Origin of the sequence: Cyanobium sp. BA5m-10, from assembly GCF_024346255.1 — a bacterium.
Lineage (GTDB): Bacteria > Cyanobacteriota > Cyanobacteriia > PCC-6307 > Cyanobiaceae > Cyanobium_A > Cyanobium_A usitatum.
Genome location: NZ_JAGQCP010000049.1, coordinates 1 through 18,622, shown reverse-complemented (window position 1 = coordinate 18,622; position 18,622 = coordinate 1). Strand labels below are relative to the sequence as shown.

The 18,622-nt window shown below is 60.2% G+C and carries 24 protein-coding genes; 9 read left to right on the top strand and 15 right to left on the bottom strand.

Annotated elements, in window-relative coordinates; translation table 11 throughout:
* Positions 1-183 precede the first annotated feature (183 nt).
* The 6 genes from KBY85_RS13300 to KBY85_RS13275 all read right to left on the bottom strand — a co-directional run bounded on the left by KBY85_RS13300 (position 184) and on the right by KBY85_RS13275 (position 4,653).
* Positions 184-1,254 carry a type III polyketide synthase gene (locus tag KBY85_RS13300; RefSeq protein WP_254961943.1) on the bottom strand — a complete coding sequence of 357 codons (1,071 nt, stop codon included), beginning with the start codon at positions 1,252-1,254 and terminating at the stop codon, positions 184-186.
* Positions 1,255-1,260: 6 nt separating this feature from the next.
* Positions 1,261-2,442 carry an NAD(P)/FAD-dependent oxidoreductase gene (locus tag KBY85_RS13295; protein ID WP_254961942.1) on the bottom strand — a complete coding sequence of 394 codons (1,182 nt, stop codon included), beginning with the start codon at positions 2,440-2,442 and terminating at the stop codon, positions 1,261-1,263.
* Positions 2,426-3,106 carry a methyltransferase domain-containing protein gene (locus KBY85_RS13290; protein ID WP_254961941.1) on the bottom strand — a complete coding sequence of 227 codons (681 nt, stop codon included), beginning with the start codon at positions 3,104-3,106 and terminating at the stop codon, positions 2,426-2,428. The genes KBY85_RS13295 and KBY85_RS13290 overlap by 17 nt, the downstream gene beginning before the upstream one ends.
* 192 nt (positions 3,107-3,298) lie before the next feature.
* The gene (locus KBY85_RS13285; protein WP_254961940.1) at positions 3,299-3,535 is read right to left on the bottom strand and encodes a chlorophyll a/b-binding protein; all 237 of its coding nucleotides are present in this window, start codon (positions 3,533-3,535) and stop codon (positions 3,299-3,301) included.
* A gap of 174 nt (positions 3,536-3,709) precedes the next feature.
* Positions 3,710-3,853 carry a chlorophyll a/b-binding protein gene (locus tag KBY85_RS13280; RefSeq protein ID WP_106501944.1) on the bottom strand — a complete coding sequence of 48 codons (144 nt, stop codon included), beginning with the start codon at positions 3,851-3,853 and terminating at the stop codon, positions 3,710-3,712.
* 122 nt (positions 3,854-3,975) lie between these two features.
* A complete protein-coding gene (locus KBY85_RS13275) occupies positions 3,976-4,653 on the bottom strand; it encodes a peroxiredoxin-like family protein (RefSeq protein WP_254961944.1) in 678 nt (225 codons plus the stop codon).
* A 163-nt stretch (positions 4,654-4,816) separates the two neighbouring features.
* Here KBY85_RS13275 and KBY85_RS13270 point away from each other — a divergent pair, with 163 nt between their 5' ends.
* The 5 genes from KBY85_RS13270 (at position 4,817) to KBY85_RS13250 (ending at position 8,015) form a co-directional block, all read left to right on the top strand.
* On the top strand, positions 4,817-5,824 hold the full coding sequence (locus KBY85_RS13270; RefSeq protein WP_254961939.1) for an SDR family NAD(P)-dependent oxidoreductase: 1,008 nt from the start codon (positions 4,817-4,819) through the stop codon (positions 5,822-5,824).
* 22 nt (positions 5,825-5,846) lie between these two features.
* On the top strand, positions 5,847-6,074 hold the full coding sequence (locus tag KBY85_RS13265) for a hypothetical protein (RefSeq protein ID WP_254961938.1): 228 nt from the start codon (positions 5,847-5,849) through the stop codon (positions 6,072-6,074).
* Between the two features lie 201 nt (positions 6,075-6,275).
* The gene (locus tag KBY85_RS13260; protein WP_254961937.1) at positions 6,276-6,488 is read left to right on the top strand and encodes a hypothetical protein; all 213 of its coding nucleotides are present in this window, start codon (positions 6,276-6,278) and stop codon (positions 6,486-6,488) included.
* Positions 6,489-6,734: 246 nt separating this feature from the next.
* Positions 6,735-7,424, top strand: a complete 690-nt coding sequence (locus tag KBY85_RS13255; RefSeq protein WP_254961936.1) for a DoxX family protein — start codon at positions 6,735-6,737, stop codon at positions 7,422-7,424.
* Positions 7,425-7,451: 27 nt separating this feature from the next.
* The gene (locus KBY85_RS13250; protein ID WP_254961935.1) at positions 7,452-8,015 is read left to right on the top strand and encodes a pyridoxamine 5'-phosphate oxidase family protein; all 564 of its coding nucleotides are present in this window, start codon (positions 7,452-7,454) and stop codon (positions 8,013-8,015) included.
* Positions 8,016-8,362: 347 nt separating this feature from the next.
* Here KBY85_RS13250 and KBY85_RS13245 read toward each other — a convergent pair whose 3' ends face one another.
* On the bottom strand, positions 8,363-8,797 hold the full coding sequence (locus KBY85_RS13245; protein ID WP_254961934.1) for a DUF1499 domain-containing protein: 435 nt from the start codon (positions 8,795-8,797) through the stop codon (positions 8,363-8,365).
* Between the two features lie 108 nt (positions 8,798-8,905).
* On the opposite strand from KBY85_RS13245, the gene KBY85_RS13240 reads away from it, so the two are divergent.
* Positions 8,906-10,450 (top strand): deoxyribodipyrimidine photo-lyase, encoded by a 1,545-nt coding sequence (locus KBY85_RS13240; RefSeq protein ID WP_254961933.1) that lies wholly within the window; start codon positions 8,906-8,908, stop codon positions 10,448-10,450.
* 55 nt (positions 10,451-10,505) lie between these two features.
* On the opposite strand, the gene KBY85_RS13235 is transcribed toward KBY85_RS13240, so the two are convergent.
* Positions 10,506-10,937, bottom strand: coding sequence for a thiol-disulfide oxidoreductase DCC family protein (locus tag KBY85_RS13235; protein WP_254961932.1), 432 nt, complete (start codon positions 10,935-10,937; stop codon positions 10,506-10,508).
* Positions 10,938-10,957: 20 nt separating this feature from the next.
* A complete protein-coding gene (locus KBY85_RS13230) occupies positions 10,958-11,197 on the bottom strand; it encodes a hypothetical protein (RefSeq protein WP_254931653.1) in 240 nt (79 codons plus the stop codon).
* Between the two features lie 80 nt (positions 11,198-11,277).
* On the opposite strand from KBY85_RS13230, the gene KBY85_RS13225 reads away from it, so the two are divergent.
* Together KBY85_RS13225 and KBY85_RS13220 are read left to right on the top strand one after the other, a co-directional pair.
* Positions 11,278-11,730 (top strand): secondary thiamine-phosphate synthase enzyme YjbQ, encoded by a 453-nt coding sequence (locus KBY85_RS13225; protein WP_106501934.1) that lies wholly within the window; start codon positions 11,278-11,280, stop codon positions 11,728-11,730.
* Between the two features lie 24 nt (positions 11,731-11,754).
* Positions 11,755-12,222, top strand: a complete 468-nt coding sequence (locus KBY85_RS13220) for an HIT family protein (RefSeq protein WP_254961931.1) — start codon at positions 11,755-11,757, stop codon at positions 12,220-12,222.
* 1 nt (position 12,223) lies between these two features.
* Here the strand turns inward: KBY85_RS13220 and clpB are convergent, their stop codons facing one another.
* Together clpB and KBY85_RS13210 are read right to left on the bottom strand one after the other, a co-directional pair.
* The gene (gene clpB, locus KBY85_RS13215; RefSeq protein WP_254961930.1) at positions 12,224-14,854 is read right to left on the bottom strand and encodes an ATP-dependent chaperone ClpB; all 2,631 of its coding nucleotides are present in this window, start codon (positions 14,852-14,854) and stop codon (positions 12,224-12,226) included.
* A 108-nt stretch (positions 14,855-14,962) separates the two neighbouring features.
* Entirely contained in the window at positions 14,963-15,286 is a 324-nt protein-coding gene (locus KBY85_RS13210; protein WP_254961929.1) for a hypothetical protein, read from the bottom strand.
* 57 nt (positions 15,287-15,343) lie between these two features.
* On the opposite strand from KBY85_RS13210, the gene KBY85_RS13205 reads away from it, so the two are divergent.
* On the top strand, positions 15,344-15,550 hold the full coding sequence (locus tag KBY85_RS13205) for a hypothetical protein (RefSeq protein ID WP_254931657.1): 207 nt from the start codon (positions 15,344-15,346) through the stop codon (positions 15,548-15,550).
* Between the two features lie 150 nt (positions 15,551-15,700).
* Here KBY85_RS13205 and KBY85_RS13200 read toward each other — a convergent pair whose 3' ends face one another.
* The 4 genes from KBY85_RS13200 to hemE form a co-directional block, all read right to left on the bottom strand.
* Positions 15,701-16,042 carry a c-type cytochrome gene (locus KBY85_RS13200; RefSeq protein WP_106501929.1) on the bottom strand — a complete coding sequence of 114 codons (342 nt, stop codon included), beginning with the start codon at positions 16,040-16,042 and terminating at the stop codon, positions 15,701-15,703.
* A 114-nt stretch (positions 16,043-16,156) separates the two neighbouring features.
* A complete protein-coding gene (locus KBY85_RS13195) occupies positions 16,157-16,492 on the bottom strand; it encodes a plastocyanin/azurin family copper-binding protein (protein WP_254931658.1) in 336 nt (111 codons plus the stop codon).
* On the bottom strand, positions 16,489-17,499 hold the full coding sequence (locus KBY85_RS13190) for an NAD(P)-dependent oxidoreductase (protein WP_254961928.1): 1,011 nt from the start codon (positions 17,497-17,499) through the stop codon (positions 16,489-16,491). Before KBY85_RS13190 ends, KBY85_RS13195 begins: the two co-directional genes overlap by 4 nt.
* Complete coding sequence (gene hemE / locus KBY85_RS13185; protein ID WP_254961927.1) at positions 17,496-18,554, bottom strand: uroporphyrinogen decarboxylase; 1,059 nt, start codon at positions 18,552-18,554, stop codon at positions 17,496-17,498. Before hemE ends, KBY85_RS13190 begins: the two co-directional genes overlap by 4 nt.
* Positions 18,555-18,622 lie beyond the last annotated feature (68 nt).

The following is an 18,622-nucleotide window of genomic DNA, read 5'->3' as shown; positions in this document are numbered from 1 at the left end:
TACTGCCACACCCGTGGCACTGACCGCACCTGCAATCGGTTGATAGTCAACAGCCCAGCTACGGCTGGGCAATAACGGAATCCCAAAAGCTCCCTTGAATAAGGGGGCTTTTTTGTTGCATGGGTGGCGGTTGCACAAGTTGTACAACAAGCCTGGATGGGAAAGCAGTGGTCAGAACCGCAATCAGGTGGCCTTTTGCACCATGAGCAATGCCGCTTCCACTGCGAGACCGGGACCAAAACCCAAAGCCAGGCATGGGCCGTTGTGGTCTGGTGAGGTGCGCAGCCGCTCCAGGACAAACAAAATAGTTGCCGAAGACATATTGCCGAACTGACGTAATACCGCAGTGGAGAGTTCAATCTGGGCGGGTTGCAACCCGGCGCTCTCTTGAACCGCCCCAAGGATGCGGGGGCCGCCGGGATGAACGGCCCAGGTTTCTATTTCTGTCAATGTCAGCCCCAGGCCCGCCAGCCACTGCTCCAGCCAAGGGCGCAGCTGGGCGGCGATGCGACTGGGGACTTTGGATGAAAGAACCATGGAAAAACCATGATCCTCAATGATCCAGCCCATCAGGTCTTCAGTGCCGGGTAGCACTGTTGATGATGAGGCGACTAGCTGTAAGCCTGTTTTATTGGTTGAGCCCACACCAGCGCCATCGGCAGCTACCGCCACCACCGCGCCGGCACCATCAGCGAATAGGGCATTGGCCACGATGTGGTCCGGGTTCCAGCCCTCCTGCAAGTGCAAGCTGCACAACTCCACTGCACACAGCAGCACGCAGGCACTGGGATCAGCCTCCACAAAGGCCCGTGCCACCCGCAGTCCGTTGAACGCCCCGTGGCAGCCCATGAAACCCACATGAGTTCGGGCCACATCCATGACTAGTGGCAGGTTGGCGATTAAGCCAAGGTCGAAGCCAGGGGCGCCGAAGCCCGTGCATGAAACGGTAATTAAGTGGGTTATCGCGCTGGCCTCGATACCGGCATCCTTAAGCGCTAGACGGGAAGCCTCTAGTGCGAGTTCAAGCGCTGCCGGTTGGTAGCGCCTCATCCGCTCAGCCGTTGAGGGGTTGCCGGAGTCGGGCAGGGGAATGCAGTGGCGGTGCATCACCCCCGAGCGCTGGTAGATCCTCTCCAGCAGGCGTTGTTGACGAGGGCTGGCGTTGCCCATCTGCGGTGCAAGGGCCAGGGCTTCTTGCTGGCTGATGCGCCTCTGGGGCACCGCAGTGCCGAGACCAATCAAGGACAAGGGCATGATTGATCAGTCCGTCGAGCAGGGCAGGTCGGGCCGCTGCAGAAGCCCAATCATGGAGCCGGCGACCGAGGGGAAGCTCCCCGCCAGCCTGTGCAGCCCCCAGCTGATCCTGGGGTGCCGCAAAACCACTGCCAGCACTCGGCATGATCTCTGCTTCTGTGTCACCCAGCGGCGGTGAAGGCGCCGCCACTCCGTCTCAATCCCGCCATCCCAGTGCTCCATTCCGCGCAGCACTAGAGGCAGGGCAGCTAGTGAGGAGGTCAGAGCCCAGCCCATGCCTTCGCCGGTGAAGGGCTCCACATAGCCGGCGGCATCACCAAGCAGCAGCAGCCTGTGGCCCGCAAGCGGAATTGTGCGACGACTGAGCGCTGCAGTGAGTTGCCAGGCTGCTTCTTTAAGGCCAGGCAGGGTCGCAAAGCCCGCTTCTGCCAGGATTTTTTGGCAAAGCAGGGCCGCACCACCAACGGAGCCCAGCAAGGGCCGATCGAAGGCACAGGCCAGGTTGATCTCCCCGCTCTCTACCTGCACCAGACCCACATAACCGCCGTGGCCCACAGCCATCTGCAACACCCCGGGAGCCAGCTCGGCAGCTTCCCCGGGCAGTATGCACCCTGCGCCAATACGACTATGGGGCTCGATGCTGGTGCTGATCTCAGCCTCGTCATCGATAGCCCGGTGGCTGAGACCCGCCGCGATCAACACCACCTTGGCGCTGACACTCCACCTTGCAGTGCCTTTTTGCAGCACCACCTCCCGGTCTGGTTCTAAGCCGGTAGCTGCGGCGCCCAGTACCGCCCGGGTGCCCGTCATCACCGTGGCACCAACTGCAACAGCTGCTTCCAGCAGAGCCTGATCCAGGCGAGAGCGGGACAGGACCCGGCCAGCTCCCAGGGCGATCGGGTTCACCCGGCCAGCTACCCCCAGCTGCAGCCCCTCAATGGATAGGCCACCCTGGGCCGCCACTAGGTCGCCAAGTCCAGCTGTTTTAAGTGCTGCCAGGGCCTGGGGGCTGAGGCAGGCTCCACAGACTTTCCAGCGGGGAAAGAGGCGCTGCTCCACCAGCAAGACGCGCACGCCACGACTGGCCAGACCATGGGCTGCAAGGGCGCCGGCCGGTCCAGCACCCACTACCACCACATCCCAGCAAGGCGAAATATGCAACGGTCCGAGTTCAGGCGTTGCCTGCATGCCGACTCCAGGAGAGCAGGAAACGCTCGGGCCAGAACCGGGTGATCTGGGCACCCACCAGGCCAGCCGATGCGGCCAGCTGCGCCACCTCGTCGAGTTGAAAAGCACCACCCACTGAGAGTGGTCCATCTATGTGCACGATCGCTGAGCGACTCAGCAGCCTGGTGCCGATCCAGGTGAGCAGCAGATCAATGGGGCTGCGGATTAGGTCGTGCACCAACAGCTGATCGAGGGTGGCGGCGGCCATAGAGCGCAGCAGGCTTTCTGCATCGGCTTCCGTGAGGTGATGTAGAAACAACGAGGTGGTGATTAGGTGATAACCGCCAGGAAGAGGGGAATTGATTGCGTCGGTTTGGAAGAAATGAGTCTCCAATCCCTCCGCCTCAGCTGCTGCCCTTGCCAGGGAGACAGCTTCAGCGCTGATGTCGCAGCCATGCACCTCCAGATCAATCCCCTCCCGCTTGGCCATGCGACTGATGCCACGCACCGCGTCGCCCCCACCGCAGGCCACATCTAGGAGGCGCAACCGCCGCGCGGGATTCAGTTTTGCTAATCGACGGATATCAGGAAAGAAGCAAGCAGTGCTGCGGGTCAACGCATTGATGCGAGCTAGACCAAGCAATGCTTGCCGATGATCCAGAGGATCAAGTCCGGGCTGATCCATCAGCTCTGGCCTTAGTTGCCGCTGACCAAGCTGACTCAATAATTGGGGCAGGGGCACCTCAAGGGCCGCTTGGAGATCAGCAAGTTTTGGCTGCAAATTGCCCCGCTGCAATGCAATCTTGTCCCAACACTAAGATCCCAACATTAAGGTCGCGACTGAGAGCACTGCAGCCCAAAGGCACGGCTATCAGACTCAGAAACAGAAGGGAAGAAACTGGGTGCGGCATGCAGCGTAACCGTCTATCAGGGCCCCGAGGCCGATTTGATGGGCGATACCAGAGCCCGTAAGCCCTTCTGTGATGATGCCAACCAAGATACCCAACATTGCTGCTCGGCCGTTAAACAGTTCTACGCGTTTGAGCTGTTCCAATAGGATCAATTCTTCGGCCCGATGCTTAAGCCATTCTCGGCCAGCCGGAGTGTTTGTCATTTTTTTGCAACGAAGAAGGAGGAATTAGACTCAACGATGCCGTGAATTACGGCTATTTGGACCTCGGGGTCAGATCAGTGGGGCGACTAAGCACGTAGGTGGTCATGCCACCGAGCACCACCACAAGGCCAATCACAGTGAAAATTGCAGCGGTGTAATCGGTTTCCATGGTGATCAACCTAGGCCGAGTTGGGAAAGGATGCCTTGGCCAGTGAGTAGCTCAGTGCCGAGGCCGATTACGAAACCGAGCATGGCTAGGCGACCATTCCAGGTTTCAGCAAACTCAACGAATCCGAAGCGGGAAGCAGAATCAGCCATGAGTGTTGCGGTTTGTTACGGAAACTGTAACGCAATGTGGCGAGGACCTGGCGGCTAGGGCCAGAGGCGAGGACCCGTGGTCTTCTATTGGATTAGGCGCTGTCTGTGTATGCCGTTAATAATCAGGCGAGGTAAGGATCCAGGAAGCTGAGTGGCCTTGCCATGGATGCCGAAAAGCCGAGAATGCCTCGATCCTTGTAGCTGTAGAGCAGGGTGTCGTCGTCTTCCAGCAGGAAGGTGCCGCCGCGCTGGGTAAGAAAGTCGTCGCAGGGCACGTAGGTGCGCCAGTTGCCCAACACCTCGCTCATGTTGCGCAGCCGAACCGTGGCCAGTTCAAAGGGGCGCTGGAATCCGGTCCCGCCAGCCCTGGCAAAGAACGAACCTTTAATAGGTGGCAAGGGGCCGGCCTGGATGGTCTCCTCGTCGGCGATTCGCTGGGGAGCCGCTCGATCGCCCGTGTAGCCGCGCAGCACCTCGGCCAAGGTACCGGGGGAGCCGATGCCCGCGCACATCAAAAGCAGGTTGGGCCAGGGGCCGCCGATCTGCCGCAGACCTTCGTAGAGGCCCAGGGCACGGTGCAGCCGCGGGTCTGCATCCACCTGCAGTAGCTCGCGGGGAAAGCCTGTGAACTCGCAGAAGCGATCGGCTCCGGCAGCCTGGCCGATACCGATTGCCAGCACGGCGATCCCGGCAGTTTCCAGTTGCGGCAGGGCAGGAACCAGGGCTTGGGCGTATTCGAGGCTGTCGAAATCCCCCAACTGGGGTAGCAGAAGCACCAAACGGCGGCGTCCCCGACCCATCCCCGCAACGCCAGCCAGCCGCTCAACCAGTGAATCCGGAGCTAACTCGGTGCTGGACACGGGGATCGCTGCGCTCTTGATGTAGCCATCGTGGCGCCAAGCCGGCTACCTGGCGATCCGCCTTTTGGATCAACAGAATCGGGTGTTACCTGGAACAGGGGCTATGGCCGTTGAGGAGCGCAGTGCTGGAGAGTCACGCAAAATCCTGCTCACTGGTGGCAGCTCCGGGATCGGTTTTGAGGCGGCAACCCTGCTGCTCCAGGCCGGTCACCACCTCACCATCCCCTGCCGGGATGGGACAACCGCGGCGCTTCTGCGCCAGCGCCTGAGCGACAAGATCGATACCCCTAGCTGCGATCTGGCTGATCTGAGCAGCATCGGGCGCTGTGCTGAAGCCTTGCTGGCCAAGGGCGAGCCGATCGATACCTTGGTGCTCAACGCCGGCATGCAGTACAGCGGCATGGTCGAGCCCCTCTGGTCGGCCCAGGGGTTTGAACTCACCATCGCCGTCAACCACCTGGGTCACCAGGCCCTGCTGCAGCAACTTTTGCCCCTGTTGATCCGGAGCAATGCACCTCGCTTGGTGGTCACCGCATCGGAGGTGCACGACCACACCAGCGCCGGGGGGAAAGTGGGCCTCCCGGCTGGCCTCGGGGATCTTGCCGGTCTGCGTCAGGGCCCTGGGGCGTTAATGCTGGATGGCAGCTGCAGCTTTAGTGCCGAAAAGGCCTACAAGGACAGCAAGCTCTGCAACCTGCTGATGGCAAGGGAGGTGGAGCGGCGGCTGAGGGAGCAGGGCACGCATCTGCCGGTGCTCGCCTGGAGCCCGGGGCTGGTGATCCCGCGCAGCAAGGGGGGCTTCTTCCGCTACAGCCGCAGCCATAACCCCGTGGGCCAGGCCCTGTTCGCCTTTGTTGCTCGCGACCTGCTGCGGCTCACCGAAACTCCCCAGAGGGCTGGCGCCCTGCTGGCCGGCCTCGCCGATGGCTCAAAACCGCACGCCAGTGGATTTCAATACTGGAGCAACCGAGCTGTGGGGCCGGGTCGGCTGCGTTTTGAGACCAGCCAACCCAGCGCGGAGGCCTGCTCCGACGCACTGGCCCGGCTGCTGTGGGATCTCAGCGCCGCATCAACAGATCGAAAAACCACGTTTCATATTTCTTCATATTAAGATTCAGCAAAGCGGAATGCTGATGAGCGATTTACTGGCTGTCATTTATTTGGTTTTCTTTGCGGCCATCGCTGGCGGTGCCTTCGCGCTGATGTCCCAAAACTTGCGTAGTTCCCAGGAGAGAGATTCTCTTCAAGCCCCTCGTAAACGCAGCAGGGTTCATCCAGAGGCTCCCCAGCCCGGCGAAGAGGTGCTTTACGTCGATTTCAGCCGCGAGCGTTTAGAGCAGATGTATCATCAAACCCCTTGATTTTTGAAGTAAATACGAAGTAGATGAAATTTTGGCGAAACGTTTTTAACCTGCAACTTAAATAAATTACAAAAGTGTATTTCCGCGGCAGTCCCTGCTCTTGCCCCCGATGCGCCGCTTCAATAGCAAAGGGACTGACTCGGCGCTCAGGCATTGGCATTCGGCCTGGAAGTTGGTGAATTTTGCTTAGACAGTGTTGCCTTGGCCGAAGAAATCGGGCTCACGGTGAAACCCACTCGTTTTCGCATCGAGGGCAAGGACCGGTTTGATCGGGCTGGCCAGCAGGCGATTTATCTGCCAGGTCAATCCTTTTCTGTTGAGACCAGCCACTTCAATAGCTTGATCTTCAATCTCTGCCCCCAGCGTCTGGCCGAAACCATCAGTGGGGTCAGCCGCCACCATGTGCCGCTCTAGCTAGCTGGCCCCGGGTAAGGCAACTTCAGCGCCATTTGGGAAGCGGCCTCCAGAACTTTGCTCTGCTTCGCGGCATCGGTTCCGGCAATCCCGATGCGCCTTTAGCTCTAGGAGTTGAAACAGTTGCCTACCGCTCCAGTGCCCCCATGATCTCCATTGCTCTGGGGTAGGCCCTGGGCAAGTCAAGCTGGGCGCTTCACGTTTCTTCATCAAGCTTGCCAGGATTGGTGAAGCAATTAATCCACCATGTCCACCCCCCTGCTTCTCGAGCTGTTTGGAGGCTTCCTGGCTGCCTGTATGGCCCTTTGGTTTGTGGCCCTCAGCCGCCCTGCTGATCAACCGGCTGCAGCCCAGAGCCCTGCAAATGCTCTATGGATCACGACTGGTCAAGCCCAACGGATCCGTTCCCTTCTAGAGGCCTATGTGTTGAAGCCAGGCGGAGTTGCGTCGCTTGGCCTGCTGCTGCTTCGCTTGGCTATCGGCGTGATGATGATTCACCATGGCCATGAAAAACTTGCCGATCCACAGCAATTTGCCAATACCTATGTGGCATCTCTGCACCTGCCATTCCCCTTGTTTTTCGCCTATGCCGCTGGCTTTTCCGAGCTGATCGGCAGTTGGTTGGTAATTCTCGGCTTGCTCACGCCCGTTGGAGCTCTCGCCCTCACCGGCACGATGACAGTTGCCGCTTATCAACACATCCTTACGGCTGGGCTAAATATTTACGTGCTCGAACTGGTCGTTCTCTACCTCGGCGGCAGCCTTGCACTGTTGCTTGTTGGTCCTGGCCGCTTTTCATTTGATGCTGGCATGCTGCCAGGTCTGCTCGTTAAGCCAACTGTTCGTATCAAGCCAGAAATGTCTGCCCCCTCAGAAGGCATTTCAGGTTTGACCCCTGCTTACGTGCAAATCAATGCCAGCAATTCAACCCGCTGAGGTTGCTGGCTGTTTTGGGGAGGCCTAATGGATAGTCTTCCTCCATGGCGCCCCCTTTTGCGAGCTGCCCTGCAGAGGGAGGGCAGATCCTCCAGTAGCCGCTGGCTGCAACTTGCAACTGTTGCCAGCGATGGCACCCCCAGGGTGCGCACCTTGGTATTTAGGGGCTGGTCAGCTCCAGCCGTTCTGGATTTGTTCACTGATGGTCGCAGTGAGAAAGCCAGCGAGCTCCGAAATTTGCCAGACGCAGAAATCTGCTGGCTTTTGCCTCGGGCTCGAAGCCAGTTTCGATTGCGCTCAAGACGCTCTCAGCCTCCCGCAGCGGAGTTGCTCAAGCAGCGTCAGCACCACTGGCAAAACCTCACACCTTCCGCTAGGGCCCTATGGGGCTGGCCGGAGCCAGGAATCCCCCTCGAGCTGGAGGCAGCCTTTCCCCAGGAACTTGACGACACCACACCGATGCCCACTTACTTTGAACTGTTGAGCTTTGAGGTGCATCAAGTCGAGTTGTTGGAACTTGGCGGGCAACCCCACCAGCGCAGGCGCTGGTGCGCCTCTGGCTCTTGGTCTGAAGAGCTGCTGAACCCTTGATTCGGCCATTTGGGAGTGGTTCGTCACACCCAGAATCTTTAAGGAGTACCTTTAACTTGGTAGAAACGCAGCTGTATGCGAATTACGCAGTGCAACGGAGAGCATCTGGTCGCCTTAACGCCATCAGAGGCATCCAGTTTGGTTGATGCCTGTGCCCTGTTGGTTCTGGCTTCTGAGGCCGCTCCCCAGGAGGCTCTGCCTCCTGAGATGAAAAATCTGCTTGGTCAGTTGTTTGATGGCTTGAAGTCAGCAGCTGAAACACCAAAGCCCGCCCATAAGCACCCATCAACGCCTGCCTGTTGAACAAAATCGGAGTTTGCTCCGAGCAGGTTGGCGACCAGCTGATTTCATACCTTTGGAGCTGGTATGAGCGCTTTTCGCAAGATTTCTAGGCGTTTGCTGTTGACGCCTAGATCTGAATCGCCAAGCCGCGAGACGGAGCGAGCTTGCAGAATTCCATGCTCATTGTCGGCGTACAGCTCTAGATCGTCGACGAAGCCAAACAGGGAGCTGGTTGCGGTTGCGTGCAGATAGCCCTCAGCTCGCTCGACAACCTTGGTGCCGCCCATCGCTTCAATCACGGGAATCAGGCTTTCGAGGGCGCTTTGGGGAGTATCTCCGCTCCTCTGCTGGATAGGCCAATCCGCCCTTGCGCAGTGCGCTGGCGTGGCACAAGGGGCCAGGGCGCCGTCGTGCACACCTAGGTCGATTGGTATCGGACCAACGATGTGAAACAGGGCGAGGCTCAGCACTACGGCCAGATGCTGCAGCAGATAGATCATCGCGGGCTCAGGTGGGGGAGATGGGAAAGGTGCCACCGTAACCAGGTTGGGCCGCCTGGCTGACTCCAGATTGATTAAAATGCAAATGAGGTTTTAGCCTCTGACGCCATGGGGCCGCTGCAAATCGTTTGGTTCAAGCGCGATCTGCGCAGCTTCGATCACAGGCCCTTATTGGAGGCCTCGCTGCGGGGACCAGTGCTGCCGCTCTTCGTGGTGGAGCCAGACCTGTGGTTGCAGCCAGACAGCTCCGCTCGGCAGTGGGAGTTTTGCCGGGAATGTCTAGTAGAGCTGCGAGCGGCCCTTACCGCTCTCGGCCAACCACTTGTGGTGCGCATCGGTGCGATTGAGCAGGTGCTGGAGCGGGCCCATCGCCAGTTTCGAGTAACTGGCTTGTGGAGTCACGAGGAAACTGGCAACGGCTGGACCTACGCCCGTGACCTGCGCGTAGCAGAGTGGGCACGCCGGAACGGCATTGAATGGCAGGAAATTCCCCAATTTGGTGTCACCCGGCGGCTCAGTAGGCGTACGGGGTGGGCAAAGCGTTGGGAGGAGCGCATGGCCGAGGAGCTAACCGGCGCGCCGCCCCGTCTCACCCCGATGCCCGGGCTCGACCCTGGTCCTCTGCCGGTAGCCGAAGAGCTAGGGCTGGAGCCCGATTTCTGCCCTGGGCGGCAAAAGGGAGGGCGAGCCCAAGGCTTGAAAACCCTCGCCTCCTTCTTGGATCAGCGCAGCCGCTCCTACCAATCCGGGTTGTCTAGCCCCAATACGGCCGACGTCAGCTGCTCGCGCCTTTCCCCCCATCTCAGTTGGGGCACTTTGTCGATGCGGGAGGTTGTGCAAAAAAGCCGCCTACGTCGCCAGGCTCTTGCGGCAGTCCACTGGAGGCGCTCCCTGCAGCGCTTTGATGAGCGCTTGCACTGGCATTGCCATTTTATCCAGAAGTTGGAATGCCAGCCCAGCCTGGAATACAGCGAGCTCCATCCCCTCACTGCCGGACTGCGTGACAGCAATCAAGAGCGTTTGGCAGCCTGGGCAGAGGGGCGCACGGGGCTTCCTTTTGTGGATGCTTGCATGCGCTCCCTGAACGCAACCGGTTGGTTGAATTTCCGGATGCGGGCGATGCTGCTTTCCGTAGCCAGCTATCAGCTGTGGATTCCCTGGCGGGAGAGCGGGGTCCATCTCGCCCGTCAATTCGTTGACTACGAACCTGGCATTCACTGGAGCCAGTGTCAGATGCAATCTGGCACTACCGGCATCAATACAATCCGTATATACAACCCGCTAAAGCAGGGCCTAGACCACGATCCAGAAGGTGTCTTCATCCGCCGCTGGCTGCCAGAGCTTGCCCATGTTCCCCCGGTGTATCTGCACACCCCCTGGACCATGGACGACCGCACCCAGGCTCGGCTTGGAATAGGGCTCGGTCGCGCATATCCCCTGCCGTTGATCGATTGGAATACTGCGGCCGCAGTAGCCCGCGATCGAGTCTGGGCCCTACGGCAGCAGCATGGCTTTGCGGCAACTGCTGATGCCATACAGAAACGCCATGGTTCAAGGCGTTCCGGCCTGCGCACTTCAAGCAGTAGGCGGATGAGTAGGGAACCCATTGGCCAGCTCAGCCTTGAGCTAGCGGGAGAGGCCGTTGGTGAGTAACTGGTTCATTCCATTTCAAGGCTACCGTTGACAACTAGATCGATTTACTTCTGAATTAGTTGATACGACATGCGCCGTTGCGTGCTTGGCAGAGACTCTCCAAGTTGGGGCGCCCAGTGATCCGCAGCCGCATATCCGCCCAAATGCCGTAGGCAAGGTTTGTCAAGGGGCGGAGCAGGGGCCACTGGGTTGGGGCATAGAGCCAGCCCATGCCGATTAGCTCGTATGCCCGCCAAAACACCTCGACGTCACGCAGCACTGCACCACTGGCATCAATGGCGTGAATCCGCCCCATAGCTTCCCTATAGCTGATGCCGGCGTAGCTATCTGGGTTGTATTCGGGCTGATCGATGTCCACGAAAGCGAGTTTTAGGCACTCCCCATGGCGCTGCCTGTCTTTGCGGCCAAGTAGCTCCACCTCCCGCAGGCACAGGGGGCAACCCCCGTCATAGAGAAGCGTAAGAGCCGGGCAATCGGCTGCGTTCAAGTGTTTGTAGCTAGAAAAATTCACTTTTTGCGGCAGTAGTTTCCGCCTACGTTCATCCAGCCTGCAGCGCAGGCCTTGCCATTGGTGGGTTGCACCGTGTAAGTCATCAGCCCCAGGGTGCTGCACTTGCCGTTCAGCATGTCTACGTACCCCATGGGACAGATGTCGCCTATTTTCGAGACCTGGCGCTGGGCTTGGGCGGCTGGGGCGGTAGCTGCCAGGCCAGGTAAAACGATCAACAAGGAAAGTAATATGCGCATGGCAGCCTCTCGGGGCACTGGATGGGTATCAACCTATCTTAGGCAGAATGCTATGGATGATCTGAAACATATCCATCTGCATGCTTCGCCAAAGCCTCGAGACCCTGCGGGTGGTGACCCCAGGCGAGGGCTTTACCGACCTCACTGGCCGACTTAACGCCGCCTTGGCCTCCAGTGGCATGGAGCAAGGGCTGCTCAACTTGGTGTGTCTGCACACCTCATGCAGCCTAACTATCAACGAAAACGCCGACCCGCGCGTACTGCGCGACCTTTCCAGCTACCTGCGAGCCCTCGTGCCCGAGGAGGGCATCCGTCCGGTCAGCGGCCGTGGGGAACTGCGACCCTACGTACACGCTGATGAAGGCTCCGACGACATGCCGGCCCACATTCGTACGGCCCTCACCACCAGTCAGCTCAGCCTTTCTTTTGAGGCTGGCCGTCTTTTACTTGGCACCTGGCAGGCTGTTTATCTGTGGGAGCACCGCAGAAGGGGCAGCGAGCGGTTGCTGACACTTCACCTATTGGGTTCTTAGGGCTCCATTCGTTTGATTAGATCCATGAGCGGCAGCACCCCCTGTCCTATCTGCAGAATTCATGACGACCCCGCAGCGCGGGGAGTTTATGAAATCGGTCGCGGTTCCCATTGGCTGTTGCGCCACCATCCCGACCTCGCCCCCCTGGTTGGTTGGCTGCTCCTAGATAGTCTCCGCCATGTAGCGGGCCCGGCTGATTTCAACGACCAGGAGGCAGCCTCCTGGGGGGTTGCTGTGCGCTCCGCCAGCGCTCTGCTCAAGGAGCAAACCGGCTGCGACAGGGTTTATGCGATTGCTTTTGGCGAGGGTGCGCCCCATTTGCACCTCCACCTAATTCCCCGCTTTGCTGGCGATCCCCGCACTAGCGCCTGGTTGGTGGCAGATCACTATCGAGCTGTAGCAGCTGGAGAGCTGCAGCCCGCAGCGCCTGAGCATGTGGCGGACCTGGTGATCCGGGCCCGCAGCAGCTTTTCGGACCAGCTATTGCAGTGAGCTACACCAGCACCGGTAGCTTGGCCGGCTCGCTTTGCTGGAAGCGCAGCTGGCGTGCCTCGCCTTCGGTTGCAACATCCACCGTGATGGTGTGGCCGCTGGTGAACGTCCCGGCCAGGATTCCCTTGGCTAAAGGGGTTTCCAGCTCCCTTTGGATAGCCCGCTTGAGCGGCCGGGCTCCATACACCGGGTCGTAGCCCACACCGGCAAGCCAGTCGAGGGCATCGGCATTGAGCTGCAGCCCCAGTTTTTTGTCGTCTAGGCGCCTGGCCAGCCGCTGCACTTGCAGCTCCACGATCTCGCGCAATTCCTCCTGCTTGAGGCTGTGGAAGATGATCGATTCATCAAGCCGATTGAGGAATTCAGGCCGGAAGTGACCTCTGAGGGCCTCATTTACCCGGGCCTCCATTTCGCCGTGGCGGGCTGGATCGCCTGCCAGATCCAGGATCGAGGCGCTGCCAATGTTGCTTGTGAGGATTAGCACCGTGTTGGTGAAGTCCACCGTGCGGCCCTGGCCATCGGTGACGCGGCCGTCATCGAGGATCTGCAGCATTACGTTGAACACATCGGGGTGGGCCTTCTCCACCTCGTCGAACAGGATCACGGCGTAGGGTCGGCGCCGCACCGCTTCGGTGAGTTGGCCGCCCTCTTCGTAGCCCACGTATCCCGGAGGTGCTCCGATCAGCCTGCTCACGGCGTGCTTCTCCATGTACTCGCTCATGTCGATGCGCACCATCGACTCCTCGGAATCGAACAGCTGGGCTGCCAGGGCCTTGGAGAGTTCCGTTTTTCCCACACCCGTGGGGCCAAGGAAAAGGAAGCTGGCGATTGGCCGGTTGGGATCGCTCAGCCCTGCCCTTGATCTCTGAATTGCATCGGCTACTGCGGTGACCGCCTGGGCCTGACCAATCACCCGGGTGTGCAGCTCCTCCTCTAGGTGCAGCAGCTTCGCCATCTCGCTTTGGACCAACTTGGCCACGGGGATGCCGGTCCATTTGGCGATCACCTCGGCGATGTCGTCTTCGGTGACCTCTTCACGCAGCATGGTTTTATCGCTGCCGCTGGCATTAAGCGCCTCTTCTTTGGCGGCCAGTTTCTTGTGCAGCTCGGCCAGGGTGCCGTATTCGAGCTCGGCGGCCTTGTTGAGGTCGTAGTTGCGCTTGGCTTGCTCCACCTGCAGCTGCACCTGCTCGATCTCCTCTTTGATCGCGCTGAGCTCATCGATCGAGCTCTTTTCAGCCTGCCATTGGGCATTGAGGGTGCTCTGCTGTTCGCTTAGATCGGCCAGCTCTTTCTCCAGCCGCTCGAGCCGATCCTTGCTGGCAGGGTCGGATTCGCGCCCCAGAGATAACTTTTCCATCTCCAGCTGCAGGATGCGGCGATCGAGCTCGTCGATCTGCTCCGGCTTGGAGGTGATCTCCATCTTTAGGCGGGCGGCCGATTCATCCATCAGATCGATCGCCTTGTCGGGCAAGAAGCGATCGGCGATGTAGCGGCTACTCAGCACTGCGGCCGCCACCAGGGCGTTGTCTGCGATGCGTACGCCGTGGTGCACCTCGTAGCGCTCTTTCAGGCCCCGCAGGATTGAGATTGTGTCCTCCACCGTGGGTTGATCCACGAACACCTGCTGGAAGCGGCGCTCCAGGGCCGGATCCTTCTCGATGTGCTGGCGGTGCTCATCGAGGGTGGTGGCGCCAATGCAGCGCAGTTCGCCCCGGGCCAGCATCGGCTTGAGCAGGTTGCTGGCGTCCATGGCGCCGCCGCTGGCGCCGGCCCCCACCACCGTGTGGATCTCGTCGATGAACAGCACGATCTGCCCCTCCGAGGCGGTGACCTCCTTGAGCACGGCCTTGAGCCGCTCCTCAAATTCACCGCGGTACTTGGCACCGGCGATCAGGGCGCCCATATCCAGGGACACGAGCTGGCGGTTCTGCAGGGCCTGGGGCACATCGCCATTGACGATGCGCTGGGCCAGCCCCTCCACAATCGCCGTTTTGCCCACACCGGGCTCTCCTATCAGCACCGGGTTGTTCTTGGTGCGGCGGCTGAGGATCTGGATCGTGCGGCGAATCTCTTCATCACGGCCAATCACCGGATCGAGCTTGCCCTCGCGGGCTGCGGCCGTGAGATCCCTGCCGTATTTCTCCAGGGATTCGTAGGTGCCTTCGGGGTTCTGATCGGTCACGTTTTGGGATCCGCGGATGGCCTGTACTGCTTCTTTGAGTTTGTTGGTGTTTGTGCCCGCTTGAGATAGCAATTGCTTGCCGCAGCGGTCGTCGATCGCTAGCGCCAGAAGTAGGTGCTCAATCGCGATGTAGCTGTCGCCGTAGGACTGTTTGAGCTCCTCAGCCTGGTCAAGAACGGTGTTGAGCCCCTTGCCTAGATAGACGTTGTCTGGAGGTGCACTAAGGCTGACTTGGCCGGCGATCCAGGCGTCAACCTTCTGGCTGAGGCTGCCCACATCCACGCCCGCCTTTTCCAGAATGCGGCCTGCCAATCCCTGCTGGCTTAGTAGGGCGGCGAGCAGGTGCTCGCTTTCCATCTGCTGCTGACGCCGCTGCTGCGCCAATTGCTGGGCCGCCACCACGGAGGCCCAGGCTTTTTCGGTAAAAAGTTCGGCGGTGGGATGCATGGCCACTTGCCTCGATTGAGCTGCTGGATTAACCGTATGTCCGTTGTGACAATTCAGCTGCGAGGAGAACCGACCGGATTGATTCGGTCCTCCCCCGAGCTGGTGGGCCTAGTTCTTCGGGAGCTGAATCACACCAGCATCTGCGCCGCACATTCGCAGCGGACAGCCATCCGCTCCATACATCGCGTCGGCGGGGGATAGGCAGCCCATCGCGTTCTTTGCCTGCACTTGATTGGCTTGGATCCGCCTGGGCTGGAGCAGTTTCTGGCTGGCGGGCACCACCAGTGGACAGGGAGGCTTAGGCAAGGCCTGAGCCTGGGCCTGGCCGTGGAAGCTTCCCAGCAGCCCAGCCCCGGCGATGGCGAGTCCCAGCACCACGGCATCCATGCTCGTCAGCAGTCGGGCCTGGGGCGAGGGGGTATGGGCTGCCATGCCGATGCTTAGTTCAGACTGGGCCCACTCTGGCCCCCTGCATGGGGGATAGCTGCCGTGAACGACACCTGGAACGAGCCGTTGATTGAGCAGCTGGCTGCTGAGTCCCGGGAGTTCGATGGCACGGGTCGGGATCCGGAGCGCAACTGCTGGATGGCCGTGCATCGGTATGTGCACGGTGTGCTGCCCAGCGAATACGACATCCGCGAGGTTCCGGAGGAGCTTTATCTGGCCGTGCTGGCTGCCCGCCGAGGCCAGAACTGAGATCCGGGCAGAATTTTCCCGGATGTTCGCTCGGCTTCGGTGGCCAACAAAAAACCCCGACCTTGGCCGGGGTTTGCTGAAGGACTAATTGGATAATTGAGTCAGGAAGACCAGCCCAGGAACACCGGCCCCGGAAGACCAGCCCTTAGATCAGGCCCAGCCCTTAGAAGACATGTCTTCGACGTAGGCAGCGACATCGGCGATGTCACCTTCGCTGAGCTTGCCACCGAAGGCAGGCATGGCGTTCTTGCCGTTCGTTACCTGGTAAGCAATGGCAGCTTCGTGGCCTTCGCTGTAGTTGGCGAGGTAAGCGGTTAGGGCATCCTGCTTAAGGGTGCGCTCGGCGTTAACAACGTTGCCACCACCCATGTGGCATGCGGCGCAGTTGGCGGAAAAGATCTGGCCGCCATGGGCCACATCGGCAGCGAAGCTAGGAGCAGCACCCAGCACGAGCGCTAGGCAGAGAGCGATCAGAGAGAAGAGACGGCGCATGGGGGGCGCTTAAAAGCATGGGCAACTCGACAAAATTAAGGCGTGAACGGGGCTGATGTGACCTCTGGCAACCAGGTTCGAAACAATTGCCACAAAGTTGGCTGTGCGGTGGGATCAGCCAGGTGCCAAGACGTTGATTTCAGCGGTCATCCCTGCTGCCCGATGGGGCTCACACCAGATCGCGTAGCGGCCGGGCGTATCAAATTTTTGCTCCCAGCTTTCGCCCAAAGCGAAGCTGAGCGGTTCATGGCTCCATTCGGGATGGCCTGCCACGATCAAGTTGTGGGGGCCGAGCCCCCGCACTTCAAAGCTCACTGTGTCTCCGGCGTTGATCGTCAGCTGCTCGGGTTGGAACACCAGAAAGCCTTCGTCGTTGCCCAGCAGCATCGTGAACACGAGGCAGCCCAGCAGCAGCCTCCCGACCAGCCAACCATGCCTGTGCTTACTCATCTGTGCGGCAGGCCAGCGGTTTCGAACACCGCTTGGAGCGTTGGTGCGTAGCTCACCAGGCCAAAGCGTTCTGGTGGGCTCACCGGCTCGTGCACGAAGTGGCGCTGGCGAATTGAGAAGCGATCCCAGGCATTGACTTCAATGCGTAGGAGTTTGATCAGGGCTTCGATCAGCCAGCCTTGCAGGTCGATCCCAAAGGGTGGCTGCCAGCTGCGGCGCCAACGGCAGAGCTGGGTCACGGTGGCATTGATGCTGATCGGCGGCTGGCCGAGCACCAGGCGCCGCAGAGCTCCCTGGTTTGGTTCCGGATTGGGCTGATGGGGCTGGGTGGCCAAATGGGCGCACACCAGGGCTATGTCGGCGGCGTGGATGAAGTGGAAGCTGGCTTCGGTGCGCAGCCACTTAGCAAGCCACAACCAGCGGGTTGCCTCCTTAATCCCGGCGGTGAGATAGCTGGTGGGATGGCGGTCGCCCGGACCCACCTGACCCCCAAATACCAGGGTGGGAAATACGGCCACAATTTTGGCGGCTAGGGGGTGGGCCTCCAGTTGCTGCAGGCAGAGGGCCTTGGTTTGGATGTATTCAGTGCCAAATTCCGCTGCCTCGGGCAGCAGCTGCAACTGGCGATCCAGAATTGAGGCAGTGGAGAAGTAGATCACCTGCTCCAGCCATACAGGGCTGGTGAAGGCCAGCAGCTGCTTGACCGCGTCCACGTTCACCTGCTGGGCTCTTAGGGGATCGCCCCAGGCGGTGGCCGTGTGGATGATGCGAGTAGCGGTGGCGATTGCACCGGCATGGGGGGTTAGCTCCCGCAGGTCACCGACCAGCAGGGTGACCCGAGGATCATCTGCTGAAACAACCGTGAGCTTGGCTGGATCACGGAGCAGGACCAGCAACTCCGCATCGCTGTGGCGATAAAGCTGCTCAGTGATGTATTGGCCAACGCAGCCACTAGCCCCTGTGATCAGGATCCGCTGGGGCCGGGATCCTGCCGCGGGGCTGCTCAAGCCGCCGCTCCGATGCGCTCCATCACACTCTTGCCAGCTTCAAAGAAGGCGCGGCCGTTTTCTTCTGGAGTGCCCGGCAGGATGCCATGGCCCAGGTTGAGAATGTGCTTGCGGCCACGGGCTTTGCGCACGGTGTCGTCGATGCGGGCCTGGATGGCCGCTGGGGTGCCGAATAGCAATCCGGGGTCCACGTTGCCCTGCACGCCAATGTGCTCGGGTAGGCGGGCCAGGCCCTCGGCCATGTCCACGGTCCAGTCGAGCGAAATGATGTCTACCCCTGTGCCTGCCATGCGCTCAAGCACGCCGGCGCTGCCGGATATGTAGAGGATGAAGGGGGTATCGGGGTGGGTTTGCTTAACCAGATCCACCACCTTCTTCTGGTATGGCGCCGCGAAGCTGTCGTAATCCATGGGGCTGAGCTGGCCGGCCCAGGAATCGAACATCTGCACCACCTGGGCGCCGGAATCGATTTGATAGCGCAGGTAGGTGGCAATTGATTCTGCGAAGTGGTCTAGGAGCTTGTGCAGTAGCTCCGGCTCTTGGAACGCCATCGCCTTGATCACGGCGTAGTTCTTGCTGCTTTTGCCCTCCACCACATAGGCGGCCAGGGTCCAGGGGGCACCCACAAAGCCGAGTACAGCAGCTTCATTGCCAACAGATTGACGTAGACGGGTGAGCACCTCACCCACAAACGGCATGCTCTCGGCCGGCTCCAAGGCCCGCAGTGCCTCTACTTGGGCAAGGTTGCGGATTGGCTCCTGGATCAGGGGCCCCTGGCTCTCAATGATGTCGAAATTGATCCCCATGCCCGGTAGGGGCGTGAGGATGTCTGAAAAGAGGATCACGCCGTCGGGCTTGAAGGCGTGGAAGGGCTGCATGGAGATCTCGTAGGAGAGATCGGGGTTTTCCGAGCGCTCGCGGAAACCGGGATGGCGGTCGCGCAGGTCGCGATACACCTTCATGTAGCGCCCGGCCTGGCGCATCATCCAAACCGGGGGCCGCTCCACCTGCTCACCTCGGGCGGCGCGCAGCAGCAGGGGGGCGGTTTCGGTCATGGTTGCAAGCAGAGCGAAGCGAGAACTTACCCGAGCAGGGCCCCGGAACCGCTGGCTTCGTCACAGGT

Coding starts and splice junctions, on each gene's coding strand:
- KBY85_RS13300 (WP_254961943.1), bottom strand. CDS start 1,254: ATGCCCTTGTCCTTGATTGGTCTCGGCACTGCGGTGCCCCAGAGGCGC.
- KBY85_RS13295 (WP_254961942.1), bottom strand. CDS start 2,442: ATGCAGGCAACGCCTGAACTCGGACCGTTGCATATTTCGCCTTGCTGG.
- KBY85_RS13290 (WP_254961941.1), bottom strand. CDS start 3,106: ATGGATCAGCCCGGACTTGATCCTCTGGATCATCGGCAAGCATTGCTT.
- KBY85_RS13285 (WP_254961940.1), bottom strand. CDS start 3,535: ATGACAAACACTCCGGCTGGCCGAGAATGGCTTAAGCATCGGGCCGAA.
- KBY85_RS13280 (WP_106501944.1), bottom strand. CDS start 3,853: ATGGCTGATTCTGCTTCCCGCTTCGGATTCGTTGAGTTTGCTGAAACC.
- KBY85_RS13275 (WP_254961944.1), bottom strand. CDS start 4,653: ATGGGTCGGGGACGCCGCCGTTTGGTGCTTCTGCTACCCCAGTTGGGG.
- KBY85_RS13270 (WP_254961939.1), top strand. CDS start 4,817: ATGGCCGTTGAGGAGCGCAGTGCTGGAGAGTCACGCAAAATCCTGCTC.
- KBY85_RS13265 (WP_254961938.1), top strand. CDS start 5,847: ATGAGCGATTTACTGGCTGTCATTTATTTGGTTTTCTTTGCGGCCATC.
- KBY85_RS13255 (WP_254961936.1), top strand. CDS start 6,735: ATGTCCACCCCCCTGCTTCTCGAGCTGTTTGGAGGCTTCCTGGCTGCC.
- KBY85_RS13250 (WP_254961935.1), top strand. CDS start 7,452: ATGGATAGTCTTCCTCCATGGCGCCCCCTTTTGCGAGCTGCCCTGCAG.
- KBY85_RS13245 (WP_254961934.1), bottom strand. CDS start 8,797: ATGATCTATCTGCTGCAGCATCTGGCCGTAGTGCTGAGCCTCGCCCTG.
- KBY85_RS13240 (WP_254961933.1), top strand. CDS start 8,906: ATGGGGCCGCTGCAAATCGTTTGGTTCAAGCGCGATCTGCGCAGCTTC.
- KBY85_RS13230 (WP_254931653.1), bottom strand. CDS start 11,197: ATGCGCATATTACTTTCCTTGTTGATCGTTTTACCTGGCCTGGCAGCT.
- KBY85_RS13225 (WP_106501934.1), top strand. CDS start 11,278: ATGCTTCGCCAAAGCCTCGAGACCCTGCGGGTGGTGACCCCAGGCGAG.
- KBY85_RS13220 (WP_254961931.1), top strand. CDS start 11,755: ATGAGCGGCAGCACCCCCTGTCCTATCTGCAGAATTCATGACGACCCC.
- clpB (WP_254961930.1), bottom strand. CDS start 14,854: ATGCATCCCACCGCCGAACTTTTTACCGAAAAAGCCTGGGCCTCCGTG.
- KBY85_RS13210 (WP_254961929.1), bottom strand. CDS start 15,286: ATGGCAGCCCATACCCCCTCGCCCCAGGCCCGACTGCTGACGAGCATG.
- KBY85_RS13200 (WP_106501929.1), bottom strand. CDS start 16,042: ATGCGCCGTCTCTTCTCTCTGATCGCTCTCTGCCTAGCGCTCGTGCTG.
- KBY85_RS13195 (WP_254931658.1), bottom strand. CDS start 16,492: ATGAGTAAGCACAGGCATGGTTGGCTGGTCGGGAGGCTGCTGCTGGGC.
- hemE (WP_254961927.1), bottom strand. CDS start 18,554: ATGACCGAAACCGCCCCCCTGCTGCTGCGCGCCGCCCGAGGTGAGCAG.